Raw genomic sequence first — 13,797 nt, 5'->3', positions numbered from 1 at the left:
AAATTCCACTTTATTATATCATAACTTTTCCTAAATGCACTTAAACATAAAAATAGACCATCCTACTAAAGATGGCCTATTGTTTAAAAACCTCTGACAGAGTCGATTTTACTTCATACCACAGCCACTCAAACAATTCGTTTATTTCCTCAACCTCTCCGGTAACTTGACCGGCAGAAGCCAAATATTGGTCTCCGTTAATCACCGTTACATTTCCTTCAACTTTTCCTTCTATTTTAATATCACCGTTTTTAACAGTAATATCACCTTTCACCGTTTCTCCTTCAGGCACAATAACAGTACGGTTGTCAACAACCAAATTATCATACTTTGTTACGCTGAATTGGCTTTCTTCATAAGAAGCAAATAAACTTCCAGTCATTAGAATAACAAATAGTGCAGCGGCTGAAAAGAAAGGATGATTTCGGAACCAGCGTCTAGTTGAGACCGTACGCTTTTCTTTTGGCAGTTTTTCTAACACCTTTTGCGTAAAATCTGCCGGTGCTTCAACATGTGAGATACTCTTGACAAACGCTACAGCTTTTTCCAATTCTTGATAATGTGCCTTGCAATCCTCACAAGATTGCAAGTGTTTTTTTAACTCACGGCCTTCATCCTCATGCAAATCCCCGTCCAAATACTTATGGATCATCTCCACTACATGCTTAGGACATTTCATCTTACTCACCCCAATCACAAATGCCTTAATTGTTTGCGTAAAGCCTCCCGTCCCCGGTGTATTCTTGTTTTAACTGTTCCGACTGGAAGTTCCAATATCTCTGCGATTTCTTGCAAGGATAGCTCCTCAATATATCTCAATACGATGACTGATCGATATTTATCCGGCAGTTTTAAAATTTCTTTTTGAATCGTTTCTTGCAGTTCAATTGCTTCAACTTCTTTTTCAGGCATTGCAATATCAGATGATACTTGGGAGTACATTGTTAAGCCATCAGTCCCCGCAACTTCTGCATCTAAATAATAGTCCGGCTTCTTTTTCCGAATACGATCAATCGATAAATTGGTTGCAATCCGATAAATCCATGTAGAAAATTTTTTGTTCATATCAAATGAATGGATGTTCATATACACTCTTATAAATGCTTCCTGTGCTATGTCCTCAGCTTCATGGACGTTTCCCAGCATTCTATAACAAAGTTGAAAAATTTTATCTTTATATAATTCAACAACTTCTGCAAATGCATTTTGGTCGCCTTTTTTAATTTGTTTGATCTTTTTATTTATAAATTCTTCCATTTTTCTACCTCCGCAGTTGCGGGTACATCATGATACGAATTCGTTCCCCAAAGGTTTCATTTTTTTATAAATCTATTCTAGCAAATTTTAGGAATTTATGTTTTCATCTGCAAGAAAAATTTTTTCCTTTTGTAGCAAAAACCTTTCACATTCCCATTTCTGGGCTTTTTATAAAGAAACGTCCAACTTGTCATAATGAAAAATGACATTACAAATTTTTTTCAGAGGGGTTGCACCTAACGCCGCGTTAGGTATTATGATCACAATAGGTTTATAAAGATAAGTGTTTTGGGGGCGATGTTAAAGTGAAGGAAGAGACTTACTTTACGATTGGCGAATTTTCTAAAAAGACGGGAACAACAATCCGAACATTGCATTATTATGATCAAATTGGACTGCTCAAACCGAAAAAAAATCCTCGTTCTGGACACCGATTATACTCTGCTCATGATGTATTGACACTTCAAAAAATAGTCAGTCTTAAATTTTTAGGATACAGTTTAGAACAAATCAAAGAGTTAATTAATGAAACCAACTTCGATTTAAACTTAAAGGAAACTTTACAGTTCCAAAAAGAAGCGCTTGAAGAACGAAAGGAACATATTGAAGAAGTGCTCAAAGCCATTAAACGAATTCTCACGATTTTAGAAGAAGAAAAAGAAGTGGATAGCAATGTTTTAATGAGTCTTATTCAGAGCATACAAACAGAAAAAGAACAGCGCAAATGGTTAGAACATTATACGTCAAAAGAAGTAGCTGAAAAGCTTTTTGATCAGCCTGAAGAGGTAATGATCTCCCTTGACAAAGAATACATCCAATTATCCCAAGAAACAAAAAGATTGGCAGGAAGACCTGTCGATGATCCTGAGGTAGAAGCGTTAGTCGAAAAATATATGAAAACAATATTAGAATTTATCGGAAAAGAATTAATTAGTGTTATCGGGAATTTAGATGAAGCTGAAATTAAAACTATTGAAAATAAATTGGCATCTCCATTTACACAGGAGGAAGAGGAGTGGCTTCAGCAAGTGATGGAACATTATGCGATGAAAGCTGGGCTTCTCCAAGATGAAAATATTGACCGACTTTAGCAAATAAAAAAACTTCACCTCCCCTTTTCCAATTGGGGAGGTCATTTTTTATCTTTGAATTACAGGATGATGGATATTCATTCAGCTCCCATTTTCCCGAAACCTTCCCCAAATTTTATCGAGTGAAGTGTTCCGCCGGAAGCCCAATTATCTCTTTCATATTCATCGAAAACTACTGTAACCCATTCTTCTTTCACGTTTAGTATTTGCGCTGCTGCTTTTGTTATTGCCTCAGTAAACTGCTGTTTCTGTTCTGCGGTTCTTCCTTTAGCCAGCCTTACGTTGATAAAAGGCATCGAATCACAACTCCTTTAAGCCGTTTGAATTTATAAATGGTGTCGAAATTTATTCGTCCTCATCCGGATCTGTGCTATTTCAAAAAATGAAACAAGACAGAAGTTTGTCGATATACTTCGTCACAACACCCGTAAAAACCTTTGCTGGGCAGTCATTGTATGCAAAATGTTTTACACAAATCATCCTCTACAGCAACAATCTTCTGGAAAAGAGACTAATTTTTAAAATCAACAAAAAATCATTTAGGTCATGGTTCCATTTAGGAACAACCGCATTACCAATACTAAAAGGAAAAATACAATTCGACTTCAATGGTATATCCAAATTTAAAAGGCTGTTATGGGACTAAAAAGGAGAATGCTCCTACATATCATTATTTTGAGATTCAAAAGCGAGGATTAGATATAATCGAAGGATTAGTAACATTTCAAATAAAAAAATCCTGACAATTTCTTGTCAGGAATTAAGTTCATCTTATTTTATAAAGTTTTCCCTATTGAATTTAAAAGCGGAAGACGGGACTCGAACCCGCGACCCCCACCTTGGCAAGGTGGTGTTCTACCACTGAACTACTTCCGCACAAATGGTGAGCCATGGAGGATTCGAACCTCCGACCCTCTGATTAAAAGTCAGATGCTCTACCGACTGAGCTAATGGCTCTTAAAGTCTTCTAATCCATTTTAAAATTTGTCAGATGTCCCTTCCTCTTCCTGATTTTTCGAGGATACTGGATGCGTCGGGACAAATCGCTGCTTATTCGACGAGGCTTTGCCCTTTGTAAAATCTAGTTAAATCTTACTTTCTATCTAACATTTTTACAAAAAAAAGAACAGACATGAACTGTCTTTTTATAATAAATGGCTGGGCTAGCTGGATTCGAACCAGCGCATCACGGAGTCAAAGTCCGTTGCCTTACCGCTTGGCTATAGCCCAATATCACCATTCATCTCTTGACTAATTATATTGTACCAATAAAAAAATCACTTTATACAACATTTTGTTGTTTAATGTGATTTCAATGTTTCATAACATTCTTCGGCATGGTGGAGGGGGACGGATTCGAACCGCCGAACCCTAAGGGAGCGGATTTACAGTCCGCCGCGTTTAGCCACTTCGCTACCCCTCCGATTATTAAAAATGCCGGCGAGAGGAATCGAACCCCCAACCTACTGATTACAAGTCAGTTGCTCTACCAATTGAGCTACACCGGCGCAATAAATACTTTAAATCACACTCAGTTTTTACCTTTGTTTAAATTGTTATGCCAGCCTCATTAAACTTGTTTAAGAAAAGCTTGTTTAGTACATGGTGGAGGATGACGGGATCGAACCGCCGACCCCTTGCTTGTAAGGCAAGTGCTCTCCCAGCTGAGCTAATCCTCCATGGTGACCCGTACGGGATTCGAACCCGTGTTACCGCCGTGAAAGGGCGGTGTCTTAACCACTTGACCAACGGGCCAATAACATCATTAGCAAAAAGACAAATTAAATTATATATAACAATTTACTTTTTGTCAATTATAAAATCATTTTTCCTTCACAAGTTTTTTATTAAGCAATCGACGAGTATTAGTATAGAGGAAAAATGGTTTATTGTCAATATGAAGATTGAGCCAAGCATTTGCAGGAGGGATTCCATAATAAACGCATACAAATGATAAAGATAACCCCAAAGTAATTCCTAGTCCTACTTAATCTCTTCAATGCTTGATGGATAAGTGTTTTCACTTTATTTTTTAGGTACATGGTACGGGTCACGTGTGGCTTCGTTTATTGTTCTCGTGATCTTTTCGATGTATTGTTTGAATGGGCTTCTTGAGATTTTTTCCATCTTTCTACTTGTCCAATAAGCGTTTTGATGACTAACTTTTTCTAATGCTGCCACCAAGGCCGTCATCATCGCACCGGTACCTTGATCCACCCAGTTCCGCCCATTTTCAAATGTTTCGCAAACACACTCATCGTTCTTTCTGTACTCCCCATTGGACGCATTCCGGTCATGTCTATTCCTTTTTCTCTCAGCTATTTCTGGATTTGCTATAAAAAACCTCCTTATATCTATTCTTGAGGAGATTATCTCATAATCTTACAGAGTCTAGAAGATTGGCTAAATTTGACGCTTACTTTTAAGGGAAAACGTTCCAAAAAAGGTTAAAATTATAAAAAATCAGAAACAATTCTGAGAGATCTGACGTTTTAATAAGTAGAAAGTCCTTCACAAGAAGTTATGTCTGATATTTCGAATTATCCAATGTTTTTCTTAAGGCAACGGGCGTGAAGAGAGGTGTAAAAAGGTGCGTTATGAAAAAATACGTGTACTATTGATTGAGAAAGACAAAGATGAGTTGTTAAAAATTTGCTCTATCGTTAAAAATGAGACCGACATAGAAATAGTAAGAGTCACGTGCGAGCTGAAATGTTTAAGTGATTTTATTAACCGTTTACATGTGAACATTGTACTAATGAATATCGGATTAGTAAAAGATACAGAAAAAGTCAAAGTAATAAAATCTGTTACTGAAAAAACAAAAGCACAGCTGATTATTTTAAATGATCAGATTGACAATCGATTGATTTTTGAAGCTTTTATTGCCGGGGCAATCTGTTACATAGACAAATCCTATAATCATATTCCAAATGTAATACGCTTAGCGTATCAAAAATGGTCACTTAAAAGTGCTTATGTTGAATCTGTTATCCGTAAGGAGTTTTGTCGCTTAAGACAACTAGAGATCCACTATATGAAGGAGAGATTAACACAAACAGAACAAAAAATATTAAAGCTGATCGCTGAAGGCTATAAGCAAAAACAAATAGCAGAAATATTAATGGTAGAAATTAATACAATAAAAAAGCACATTACTAATATTTTGAAAAAGACGGGGGAAAAAAGAAGCAAAGAAGCAGCCCGAAAGGCCCGGGAATGGGGGTTAATTTAAAAGGTGGCAAGAAAATTTGGGACTTTTTTCAAATGTGGCTTCTACTCTAATCACCGTTCTGTATTGTTAGAAAATGTGAACTGTAAAAACAGGTAGCTAGCACCTTACTCGAAGGATTCTCGCGGGAATTCAGGAATTTTAATGCGGAAAAACGAGGAGGGTTTTATTTGAAAAAAATGGTTAAAAATTGCTTTAACTTCTATTCTAGCTGTAGGAGCATTAGTGCCTGTTGCATCAGCTGCTAACTACAAATTTCATTTTGATGTGACAACAAACTTTTTAACTGGACGTGCTTATACTAACTATGCATGGAAATTTACAGATAAAGAGAATCCAGTTGTTAAGATTACTAGTATAGATTCGAATTGGACAGCAGGAGTAAGAATGGAAAATTCGGAAGGTGCGAAAAGAAGTAGTAATCTTTATACTAAAAAGGCTGGTAATTACACATTAACAAATAATGGAGCTAAGGCCAGTTATAAGTACCGTTTGAAAATCTGGAAAGAAAAAGGAGGTAAATTTGACCGCTTTACGATGAAAGGGAAATGGAACCCAGATACGTATTAACTTAACTCTTTCAATTTCGATTCCGTAGCATATCGCATTTCTGCAATGTAGAAATGCGATATGCTTTTAAAGTAGTTTTGATAGTTATCAATCAGAAAGCGAGTGAAAGATAATGCTCTTACTGGAATTAAAAAGGGGTTTATTGAATAAGCGCATGTTAGTTTCCTGTATGTTTGCTCTTGTATTACCTGAATCCGTGATGAATTGAAATCGACTTTGATTTTGTTGTAATTTTGATGGATTGATAATCCATAAAACCCTTTTTATGCTTATGACCTATGTCATCTCTATTTCCGAAAATGGAACAAATCTCTTTTTTAGGTATACGAACCAAAAAAATAGACAAAAAAGCACAGGGAGTGACGTTGGACATCAGTTCCCGAACATTCGTTCGTTATCTTGCCTCTCTCCATTTCTGATAGACGTTCAGTAGGGGCTCGCTATAGCCACTCCTTCGCGTCAGTTTCATCCAGATCTGTCGTGATCGACGGACGAGTCGCCCTGCCATCGTGATCACCGTCTGAATAATCGTCTTGATGCGGCGGCGTTTCACTTTGTGGTGCAACGGATGTCTCGGATCGCTTAATAGATCTTGTCCAATCAGACGAAGAAGATTGTAAACGAAGGCTCCCATGACCAACACGAGCGCATTCGTTTTCATCTTCCCAGATGGAAGCCGCTCTAAATCTAAGTCGCTCTTCAGTTCGCTATGAAACTGTTCGCATGTCGCATGGTCATGATACAACGCGAGCACATCGCTCATTCGAACATGCTCGTATCCTTTGAGCCGCACCCAATAGCTTTCCACTTCATAATCAGGAACGAGCATCAGCTGTCCATTGCGTTCCATCGTCCGTTCCGTCACTTGGGTGACTTGAACGTACGTATACGTGTTTCCATCGATCGCTGCCTTCTGTGGAAGGCATAGCTCATAGGTTTGTACTCCTTCGCTTTGTCCATCATCGACACGTTTGCCCTTTTGCGAAGCGATCTGGAACCAAAGCGCTTTCGATTCTCGGCGTAAGTTTCGCTTGATGACAAAGTCCACGTCTTCCTTTAGGCATACGTGCACATTCGCTTCTGCATCGTTTCCTGCATCCATGCGAACAAGCAGACGAGATGAAGTCAGTTGACGAGCTCGACGGATAGCGGTGACTAAAAACGAGGGCATGTTGTCTTGCACATGTTGTTTCCCTGGACGCAACTCGGCATGAACGAGATACCCTTCCTTCCCTGCATACGCAAACAACGGTGTAAAACCGTCAAATCCTTTATACGTTCGACTGACTCCTTCTTTTTTCGTATCGGAGTTGTCAAATGGGGAACCATCTATATCAAGGGGAAGCCATGTCGTCTTTCCTTTGGTCCAACAAGGGGACAAAGTGGCATGTCGTTGAATCAACAGACGTATGGACTCCTCCCAAAGAATCGTTTCGGTCATCGGAAGACAAGCGAGCTGATCGAGTCGTTGTCGCAAGGTTGGAGAGGAAGGCACGTGCTGAATCCCCATCGATGCCGAAAAGATATCGTCCTGACGATACGCTTCGATATGATCGAAATCCGTTTTTCCTGTGGCAAGCAAGCCAATCATCGAGCGAATGACATCGCTATGGGAAATGTGCACTTCTCGACGAACCGTTGGAAGCCGAAGTGCGTTTACCCGTTTATCCAGTTTCGTTCGATGGAGTAAGTAGCCAACGAGAGCAAGCCCAGCACTTGGGGTAATCGCTTCATCTGTCAATACAAACCGAATCGGGAAATCTTTCATCACATCACCTACTTGATGAAGAATCGTCAACGTCGTTTTCCCTTATCGTATCAACGGTTTGCGACCATTGTAAAGATGTTTTGTCACGGATTCAGGGTATTAATATTTTTGACAGCTCATGACAGGTATTTGTATGATGTTTTATTTTTTGACCCCGAAGCTCCTGATATACGAGGTAATCATCAAGCGATTCAAGATATTTTAGGTGAAATACACAACAAATATAATATTTGGGAGAGCAGTTTTTCATACATAGGTATATTTTTTCCTTTAATTGTTGTGTTTCCATATGCCGCTTCCTATTTAGAAGAAAAGAATCAGAAGTTTCATTACTTTATACAAACAAGGAAATCTTTTGACCATTATGTTAGGAACAAATTCTTGGCCGCCACTTTAACTGGGGGGCTTGCTATCTTCATCCCAGAGTTTATCTTTTACGCTATAATTTCTATTTTTTTTAATAATGATGCCGATTCCCCCTATCGACAACTGCAGGAAGAAGGCATATTCTACACATTGTTCAACACACAGCCTGAATTGTATATTTGGATCAAATTTTTAACGCATTTTTTGCTTGGGGCGTGTTTCGCCTGTATCGCTTTATGCCTTTCCACCTTCGTCAAGAAGAAAGCAATTGTATACGTTGGGCCATTTCTGATTTTCGGTATTTGGGAGATCACCGCAGGAGCCATTCTGGATCAATATCAGTTTTCTCCATCCACCTGGTATGATTTATGGCCTGAAGTTTCGCCATTCTATGTATACGGGTCAATGATCACGATTTTGATTACAGGTTATGTAATTTTTATTTGGAGAACGAGACGGGTGAGAATTGATGACTAATGCCAATCCCCTGAGCACTAAGACCATTCTTTTAAACTGTATGAAACACAAAGTGAAGCACGTAGTTCTGACTCGAAAAGCTGTTTTGTTTGTATTGCTCGTATGTTTAGCAACTTTTCTGGCCAATAGCAAATTAGAGCATATTGACAACCGTTTCCTCAATATGTGGGATTTAATCTTCGATATGCTGTATCATCCTTACTACCAATTGTTCTTGTTTTTGCTGTTCTTCCTGTTTGTGTTAAGTGATATTTGCGATGATCGGCCGATAACTCTCTATGTTCTGCTGCGTTTAAATAAAAAATCGACTTGGTTACTTTCCAAAATATTCCTAATACTTTTAATAAGTACACTGTACACGCTCGTATATCTTTGTATTATTACTCTAATTTCTCTTTTATTATACGGTTATAGCATCCATTGGAGTCCAGGATCCTCCAATCTTTACCACGGGGAGCTTATTGGGCATATACAACCAGTTACTGGTTTTATTCTGTTAGCTATACGATATGTCTTAAGTATTTGGTTTCTCAGCATCCTATATTTGTTTGTTTATGCGTCAGCAGATGGTTATCGCATCGTCAAAGCAGTATCGGTGACGGTGATGCTCCTTGTTATTAACCATTTATTTGCTTATAGGTTTTTTGTATCGTATGCTCCGTTTTTGTATATCCATAACGGTTATCTCGTGACGCTTAGGCTGAATGAAAACGGATTCCAATCGGCAATGGTGTTGAATGCAGCAGCCGTTTCTCCTATAGTTTTAATGCTTCTCGTCTTGTGGATGAGAAAATCAAAGCTGGAATTTGGGGGATCTTGAATATGATCAGAGAATGGAAAGCCCTTGTTCAGTTTAATATGCGCTACTTTACTTATCATCAGTGGCTTCTGGCGATCGCAGTGTTCGTCATCTCTAATTTGGTCACACTTCTATATTATGGAGATCTTGTCTCATCCACTATAGATGCATTCATCTTCCACTTTGCCGTGTTCGAGGGGGCGGATATTTTAACGATCATTCATACATTGCTCCATTTTTTCGTATTAGCGTATATTGTTGACTTATACATGGAAAACAATTTTCATGAGAATTTACTGTATACTTTGCTGCGGATATCTAACAGGAACGCGTGGGCATTGGCCCATTTGACCGTCTTATTTGCCATTCATGTTGTGTACCTATTTTTTTATTACAGTCTGTCCTGGTTCATTTTGCATTCTATTTATAAGTCAGGTGATATTACAGTCCAGTATTGGGCAGGTAAATTGTCGTCAAAAGATGTATATTCACAATGGTTATTTCTATTCCTTTCATGGATTATCCAGCTAATCGGCTCTTTTAGTATTAGTTTGTGGCAAGTATATATCAACCTCCTTACCCAAAAAAGCGGTTACGGGTACTTCTCTGCTGCTTTAATGTACATCATTCCTTTCATTTTTGGGAATGTGAATCTATGGATTGGAAGCCATGGCAGACTTGTAAACTATGACGTGTTGGCTCCAAGTAGCGGGAGTCATTCAATCGCTGGTTTTGTCTTTTTTCATGTTTTATGGATTCTTCTGTTCATTTATTTGTCGTATCGCGTTATGACGCGACGTTAGATTGCTGAATTTTCAAGGAAAGGTGATAAACTATGGCAGTTGTATTGCAGGTAAGGAACTTGAGCAAAACATTTAAAAAGGAGAAAGTATTTAATAATATAAATCTTGATATTGAAGAAGCAAAGATTTACGGGTTTGTCGGGCATAATGGGAGTGGTAAATCAGTTTTCTTTAAGATACTTTGCGGCATTTTACTCCCAGACCAAGGAGAAATAAAAATTTTTGGAAATATTTTAGGGAAGGATATTGACTTTCCCACTGAAGTTGGTGCTGTTATCGAGACACCAGGATTCTTGTCCGATTACTCCGGATTTAAAAATTTAAAATACTTAGCTTCTATACGCAATAAGATTAGTGATAAGGAGATTATAGAAGCAATTCAAAGTGTCGGTCTAGATCCGAACAGCAAGAAAAGTGTGAAAAAATATTCTTTAGGTATGAAACAAAGATTGGGTATCGCACAAGCAATTATGGAGAAGCCGAAAATACTCATACTAGATGAACCAATGAACGGTCTGGATAAAACAGGAGTCAAACAGATAAGAGAATTGCTGTTGTCATTGAAAAAACAGGGGACAACCATCTTATTGGCGAGTCATATCAGTGAGGATATTCACATACTATGTGATAAAGTGTACGAATTTGATAATAAAACACTTGTGGAAGTAAATAAACTCTAGATTTCACTTAATCAGTCATTCCGAAAAAGGGTTGAATTCATACGTGCTACTTGAAGCACTTGAAAAGACAGTTCAATGGATAAACGGCAGATGTCACCGAATTCTTTGGAACTCAAGTCAAAACGATTGGCATTTCCTAAAATTCGTTCGATAAACTTGCCAATTTCACGTGTACTCATGTCACTTTGATACATCTTGATGATCGCTTCCTCGAGCCAGCCGGTATGGCGTTGGTAAGGGGGAACAAATGCGTTTGAAATTCTCCGTTCCGGTGATCCGACCTTATTGTGTATCCGGATCTCGTTAATAGTAGCCGTTTCTCATATTCGATGTTCCAGCTTGTTCAATCTCGAGGAAATGTTTCATTTCTTCCCACATTAATCAGCTCTAATTTTTCATTCACAAACTGACGAATGGCACTTTCCTGTTGATTAGCCCAGTCACCATTCGGTATTCTTTTAGACATAGGTAGGGTTCTCTGGAATATTTGGCCAAATCAGAAAATACCCTACCTTATGCTTTACACAAAATTTTATACATCATCCTTTTGGCCGACATAAATTTTATCGAGATCTTTTATATTTTTTTAAAAATAATATAAAAACCCGTGGTGCTAGTTGAGTCTTAACGCTCAACTAGCCCAAGAACAACAAGGGAGTAAGCCAGTAAAATACCATCCAGTGCCGTTTCAAATCCAGAAACCGAGTTCGCTCGAATCTCGGTGATCCGATACGAATCGACTAAAATCGAAAACACGGTTTCAATCACTTTGCGTTTTCGTTTCATCCACTGTTTCCATGCGTCGGATTGGAGAATTCGCTGATTTTTTCGAACGGGCGTCCAAAAAGCGACTCGATGCTCTTCGTACAGCTTCTTTTGCAGTTTTTGGCTGATGTACCCTTTGTCACCTAGGTTATATGGATGTGGAATTTGCGTCATGACGGTTTCAGCGGCCACCCGATCGTGACAAGACGCTTCAGTGACGACATATCCCATCGGAAGCCCTTGGTCGGTGACCTGCAGATGAAGTTTCAACCCATAGAAAGCGATCTTTTTCGAAGCACAATAGCCAATATCCGCAATTCCACGAAACCGTTTGGCGCGATACATTCGGGATGAATGACACAGCTCGATCGGCAAACTGTCCACGACCGCATACGCATGGTGTTGTCCACGCTTGGCCAGCTGGTGCCGCATCCACTTGATCGCAAAGCCAAGCGCTCGGCAGCGACGGTTGTATCGAGAACGTTCAGGGAACAAGTCCTTGGAAAACAAATTCCCGATCACAAACCGGTGCCAAGCCCGTTCGGAAGTGAAGCCTAACAACTTTCCAAGGACATGGACGGCGATGATGACCTCGTCCTTCTGTTTCAACAAATGAAGATTTCGACGTTGAAGATGAATCTGGATACTCGATAGTTGAGCTGATACAAAACACAAAATCGATACATATTGTTTTTGAAGTTTGGCTCGATCTGTTGTAAAATGAAAGTGCTCTTGCATGTGAATTCTCCTTTTAAATGTTTGGTCGCACTTTCATTTTAAGGAGATCCTCATGCAAGGGCTATTTTTATGCTTGTCTGATTTTATCTAGCACCACGGGTAATATAAAAGATCTTATTGCCGTCAAAATGTTGTTGAAGAATGATATAAAAACAAAAAAAGGCTCCCTCGCACATCGAGAAAACCTTGATATATCAACGTCTTTCATCAAAGCTTCCAACCGGGCTCGAACCGGTGACCTCTTCCTTACCATGGAAGTGCTCTACCAACTGAGCTATGGAAGCATGGCTCCGCAGGCAGGATTCGAACCTGCGACCGTTCGGTTAACAGCCGAATGCTCTACCACTGAGCTACTGCGGAATATTTTAATAAACCATATTTTGGTTCACATACAGCTCAATCAGTATATCAAAATGATTTCAAAAGAATGTACTCTTGTATGGTTCTCTACAATAAGCCCAGCTTTCAAAAAGAATTTAAAGGCAGCCTGGCAGCGTCCTACTCTCACAAGGGACAAACCCTCACTACCATCGGCGCTGAAGAGCTTAACTTCCGTGTTCGGGATGGGAACGGGTGTGACCTCTTCGCCATTGCCACCAAGCAGCCTTTTCTGTTTTCCTTCCTGTTGTCAAATGACATCGGAATGTCATTCTTTCAAAACTAGATAACGTTTCTTTCACGAATAGATGCTCTTACTTGGTTAAGTCCTCGATCGATTAGTATCCGTCAGCTCCACGTGTCACCACGCTTCCACCTCGGACCTATCTACCTCGTCATCTTCAAGGGATCTTACTCGCTTCGAGCGATGGGAAATCTCATCTTGAGGGGGGCTTCACGCTTAGATGCTTTCAGCGCTTATCCCTTCCGCACATAGCTACCCAGCGGTGCCCCTGGCGGGACAACTGGTACACCAGCGGTGCGTCCATCCCGGTCCTCTCGTACTAAGGACAGCTCCTCTCAAATTTCCTGCGCCCGCGACGGATAGGGACCGAACTGTCTCACGACGTTCTGAACCCAGCTCGCGTACCGCTTTAATGGGCGAACAGCCCAACCCTTGGGACCGACTACAGCCCCAGGATGCGATGAGCCGACATCGAGGTGCCAAACCTCCCCGTCGATGTGGACTCTTGGGGGAGATCAGCCTGTTATCCCCGGGGTAGCTTTTATCCGTTGAGCGATGGCCCTTCCATGCGGAACCACCGGATCACTAAGCCCGACTTTCGTCCCTGCTCGACTTGTAGGTCTCGCAGT

The 13,797-nt window shown here is 39.7% G+C and carries 14 protein-coding genes, 9 tRNA genes, 2 rRNA genes and 1 pseudogene (1 of these 26 running past the window's edge); 7 read left to right on the top strand and 19 right to left on the bottom strand.

Features of this window, described 5'->3' with window-relative positions; genetic code table 11:
- Positions 1 to 76: 76 nt before the first annotated feature.
- Both NSS70_RS01155 and sigW read right to left on the bottom strand, forming a co-directional pair.
- Complete coding sequence (locus NSS70_RS01155) at positions 77 to 679, bottom strand: anti-sigma factor family protein (RefSeq protein ID WP_063388713.1); 603 nt, start codon at positions 677 to 679, stop codon at positions 77 to 79.
- A 14-nt stretch (positions 680 to 693) separates the two neighbouring features.
- Positions 694 to 1,257 carry an RNA polymerase sigma factor SigW gene (sigW, locus tag NSS70_RS01150; protein ID WP_063388712.1) on the bottom strand — a complete coding sequence of 188 codons (564 nt, stop codon included), beginning with the start codon at positions 1,255 to 1,257 and terminating at the stop codon, positions 694 to 696.
- 305 nt (positions 1,258 to 1,562) lie between these two features.
- Between sigW and NSS70_RS01145 the strand changes: the two genes are divergently transcribed.
- Positions 1,563 to 2,348 (top strand): MerR family transcriptional regulator, encoded by a 786-nt coding sequence (locus NSS70_RS01145; RefSeq protein ID WP_340880793.1) that lies wholly within the window; start codon positions 1,563 to 1,565, stop codon positions 2,346 to 2,348.
- Between the two features lie 77 nt (positions 2,349 to 2,425).
- On the opposite strand, the gene NSS70_RS01140 is transcribed toward NSS70_RS01145, so the two are convergent.
- From NSS70_RS01140 to NSS70_RS20700, 10 genes are all read right to left on the bottom strand, one after another.
- Positions 2,426 to 2,644: a tautomerase family protein gene (locus NSS70_RS01140; protein WP_340789394.1), complete on the bottom strand. Its 219-nt coding sequence runs from the start codon at positions 2,642 to 2,644 to the stop codon at positions 2,426 to 2,428.
- 508 nt (positions 2,645 to 3,152) lie between these two features.
- Positions 3,153 to 3,224: transfer RNA gene (locus NSS70_RS01135), tRNA-Gly, on the bottom strand.
- Positions 3,225 to 3,229: 5 nt separating this feature from the next.
- Positions 3,230 to 3,305, bottom strand: a tRNA-Lys gene (locus NSS70_RS01130).
- 198 nt (positions 3,306 to 3,503) lie between these two features.
- Positions 3,504 to 3,578: transfer RNA gene (locus NSS70_RS01125), tRNA-Gln, on the bottom strand.
- Positions 3,579 to 3,686: 108 nt separating this feature from the next.
- A tRNA-Tyr gene (locus NSS70_RS01120) sits at positions 3,687 to 3,771 on the bottom strand.
- 12 nt (positions 3,772 to 3,783) lie between these two features.
- A tRNA-Thr gene (locus NSS70_RS01115) sits at positions 3,784 to 3,856 on the bottom strand.
- Positions 3,857 to 3,951: 95 nt separating this feature from the next.
- Positions 3,952 to 4,027: transfer RNA gene (locus NSS70_RS01110), tRNA-Val, on the bottom strand.
- A 1-nt stretch (position 4,028) separates the two neighbouring features.
- Positions 4,029 to 4,103: transfer RNA gene (locus tag NSS70_RS01105), tRNA-Glu, on the bottom strand.
- A gap of 270 nt (positions 4,104 to 4,373) precedes the next feature.
- The gene (locus NSS70_RS01100; RefSeq protein WP_066251733.1) at positions 4,374 to 4,565 is read right to left on the bottom strand and encodes a hypothetical protein; all 192 of its coding nucleotides are present in this window, start codon (positions 4,563 to 4,565) and stop codon (positions 4,374 to 4,376) included.
- The gene (locus tag NSS70_RS20700) at positions 4,541 to 4,627 is read right to left on the bottom strand and encodes a hypothetical protein (RefSeq protein WP_375338796.1); all 87 of its coding nucleotides are present in this window, start codon (positions 4,625 to 4,627) and stop codon (positions 4,541 to 4,543) included. Before NSS70_RS20700 ends, NSS70_RS01100 begins: the two co-directional genes overlap by 25 nt.
- Positions 4,628 to 4,938: 311 nt before the next feature.
- On the opposite strand from NSS70_RS20700, the gene NSS70_RS01090 reads away from it, so the two are divergent.
- Together NSS70_RS01090 and NSS70_RS01085 are read left to right on the top strand one after the other, a co-directional pair.
- Complete coding sequence (locus tag NSS70_RS01090; RefSeq protein ID WP_340880792.1) at positions 4,939 to 5,583, top strand: response regulator transcription factor; 645 nt, start codon at positions 4,939 to 4,941, stop codon at positions 5,581 to 5,583.
- A gap of 222 nt (positions 5,584 to 5,805) precedes the next feature.
- Positions 5,806 to 6,150 (top strand): hypothetical protein, encoded by a 345-nt coding sequence (locus tag NSS70_RS01085; RefSeq protein ID WP_327848507.1) that lies wholly within the window; start codon positions 5,806 to 5,808, stop codon positions 6,148 to 6,150.
- Positions 6,151 to 6,544: 394 nt separating this feature from the next.
- Here the strand turns inward: NSS70_RS01085 and NSS70_RS01080 are convergent, their stop codons facing one another.
- Positions 6,545 to 7,918 (bottom strand): IS1380-like element ISGsp2 family transposase, encoded by a 1,374-nt coding sequence (locus NSS70_RS01080; protein ID WP_044899598.1) that lies wholly within the window; start codon positions 7,916 to 7,918, stop codon positions 6,545 to 6,547.
- 108 nt (positions 7,919 to 8,026) lie between these two features.
- On the opposite strand from NSS70_RS01080, the gene NSS70_RS01075 reads away from it, so the two are divergent.
- From NSS70_RS01075 to NSS70_RS01060, 4 genes are read left to right on the top strand one after another with little or no spacing between them, the layout of a single operon-like run.
- Positions 8,027 to 8,761: a hypothetical protein gene (locus NSS70_RS01075; protein ID WP_340880789.1), complete on the top strand. Its 735-nt coding sequence runs from the start codon at positions 8,027 to 8,029 to the stop codon at positions 8,759 to 8,761.
- Between the two features lie 52 nt (positions 8,762 to 8,813).
- A complete protein-coding gene (locus NSS70_RS01070; protein ID WP_133309187.1) occupies positions 8,814 to 9,581 on the top strand; it encodes a hypothetical protein in 768 nt (255 codons plus the stop codon).
- A 2-nt stretch (positions 9,582 to 9,583) separates the two neighbouring features.
- Positions 9,584 to 10,363 carry a hypothetical protein gene (locus NSS70_RS01065; protein WP_340880787.1) on the top strand — a complete coding sequence of 260 codons (780 nt, stop codon included), beginning with the start codon at positions 9,584 to 9,586 and terminating at the stop codon, positions 10,361 to 10,363.
- A 32-nt stretch (positions 10,364 to 10,395) separates the two neighbouring features.
- Positions 10,396 to 11,043, top strand: a complete 648-nt coding sequence (locus NSS70_RS01060; protein WP_130158826.1) for an ATP-binding cassette domain-containing protein — start codon at positions 10,396 to 10,398, stop codon at positions 11,041 to 11,043.
- 128 nt (positions 11,044 to 11,171) lie between these two features.
- Here NSS70_RS01060 and NSS70_RS01055 read toward each other — a convergent pair.
- The 6 genes and pseudogenes from NSS70_RS01055 to NSS70_RS01030 all read right to left on the bottom strand — a co-directional run.
- Positions 11,172 to 11,509, bottom strand: a pseudogene (locus NSS70_RS01055) (transposase); the annotation flags it as partial.
- 158 nt (positions 11,510 to 11,667) lie between these two features.
- Entirely contained in the window at positions 11,668 to 12,546 is an 879-nt protein-coding gene (locus NSS70_RS01050; RefSeq protein ID WP_311066496.1) for an IS982-like element ISGth1 family transposase, read from the bottom strand.
- Between the two features lie 211 nt (positions 12,547 to 12,757).
- A tRNA-Thr gene (locus NSS70_RS01045) sits at positions 12,758 to 12,830 on the bottom strand.
- A gap of 1 nt (position 12,831) precedes the next feature.
- Positions 12,832 to 12,906 (bottom strand) — tRNA-Asn (locus NSS70_RS01040).
- 125 nt (positions 12,907 to 13,031) lie between these two features.
- Positions 13,032 to 13,147, bottom strand: a 5S ribosomal RNA gene (gene rrf / locus NSS70_RS01035).
- A 95-nt stretch (positions 13,148 to 13,242) separates the two neighbouring features.
- Positions 13,243 to 13,797 (bottom strand): 23S ribosomal RNA (locus NSS70_RS01030); it runs 2,378 nt beyond the window's last position.

The sequence above is a fragment of the Aeribacillus sp. FSL K6-2848 genome, from assembly GCF_038004325.1.
Taxonomy (GTDB): Bacteria; Bacillota; Bacilli; order Bacillales; family Aeribacillaceae; genus Aeribacillus; species Aeribacillus composti.
The sequence above is the reverse complement of the archived record's forward strand: the minus strand, read 5'-3'. Positions and strand labels throughout refer to the sequence as shown.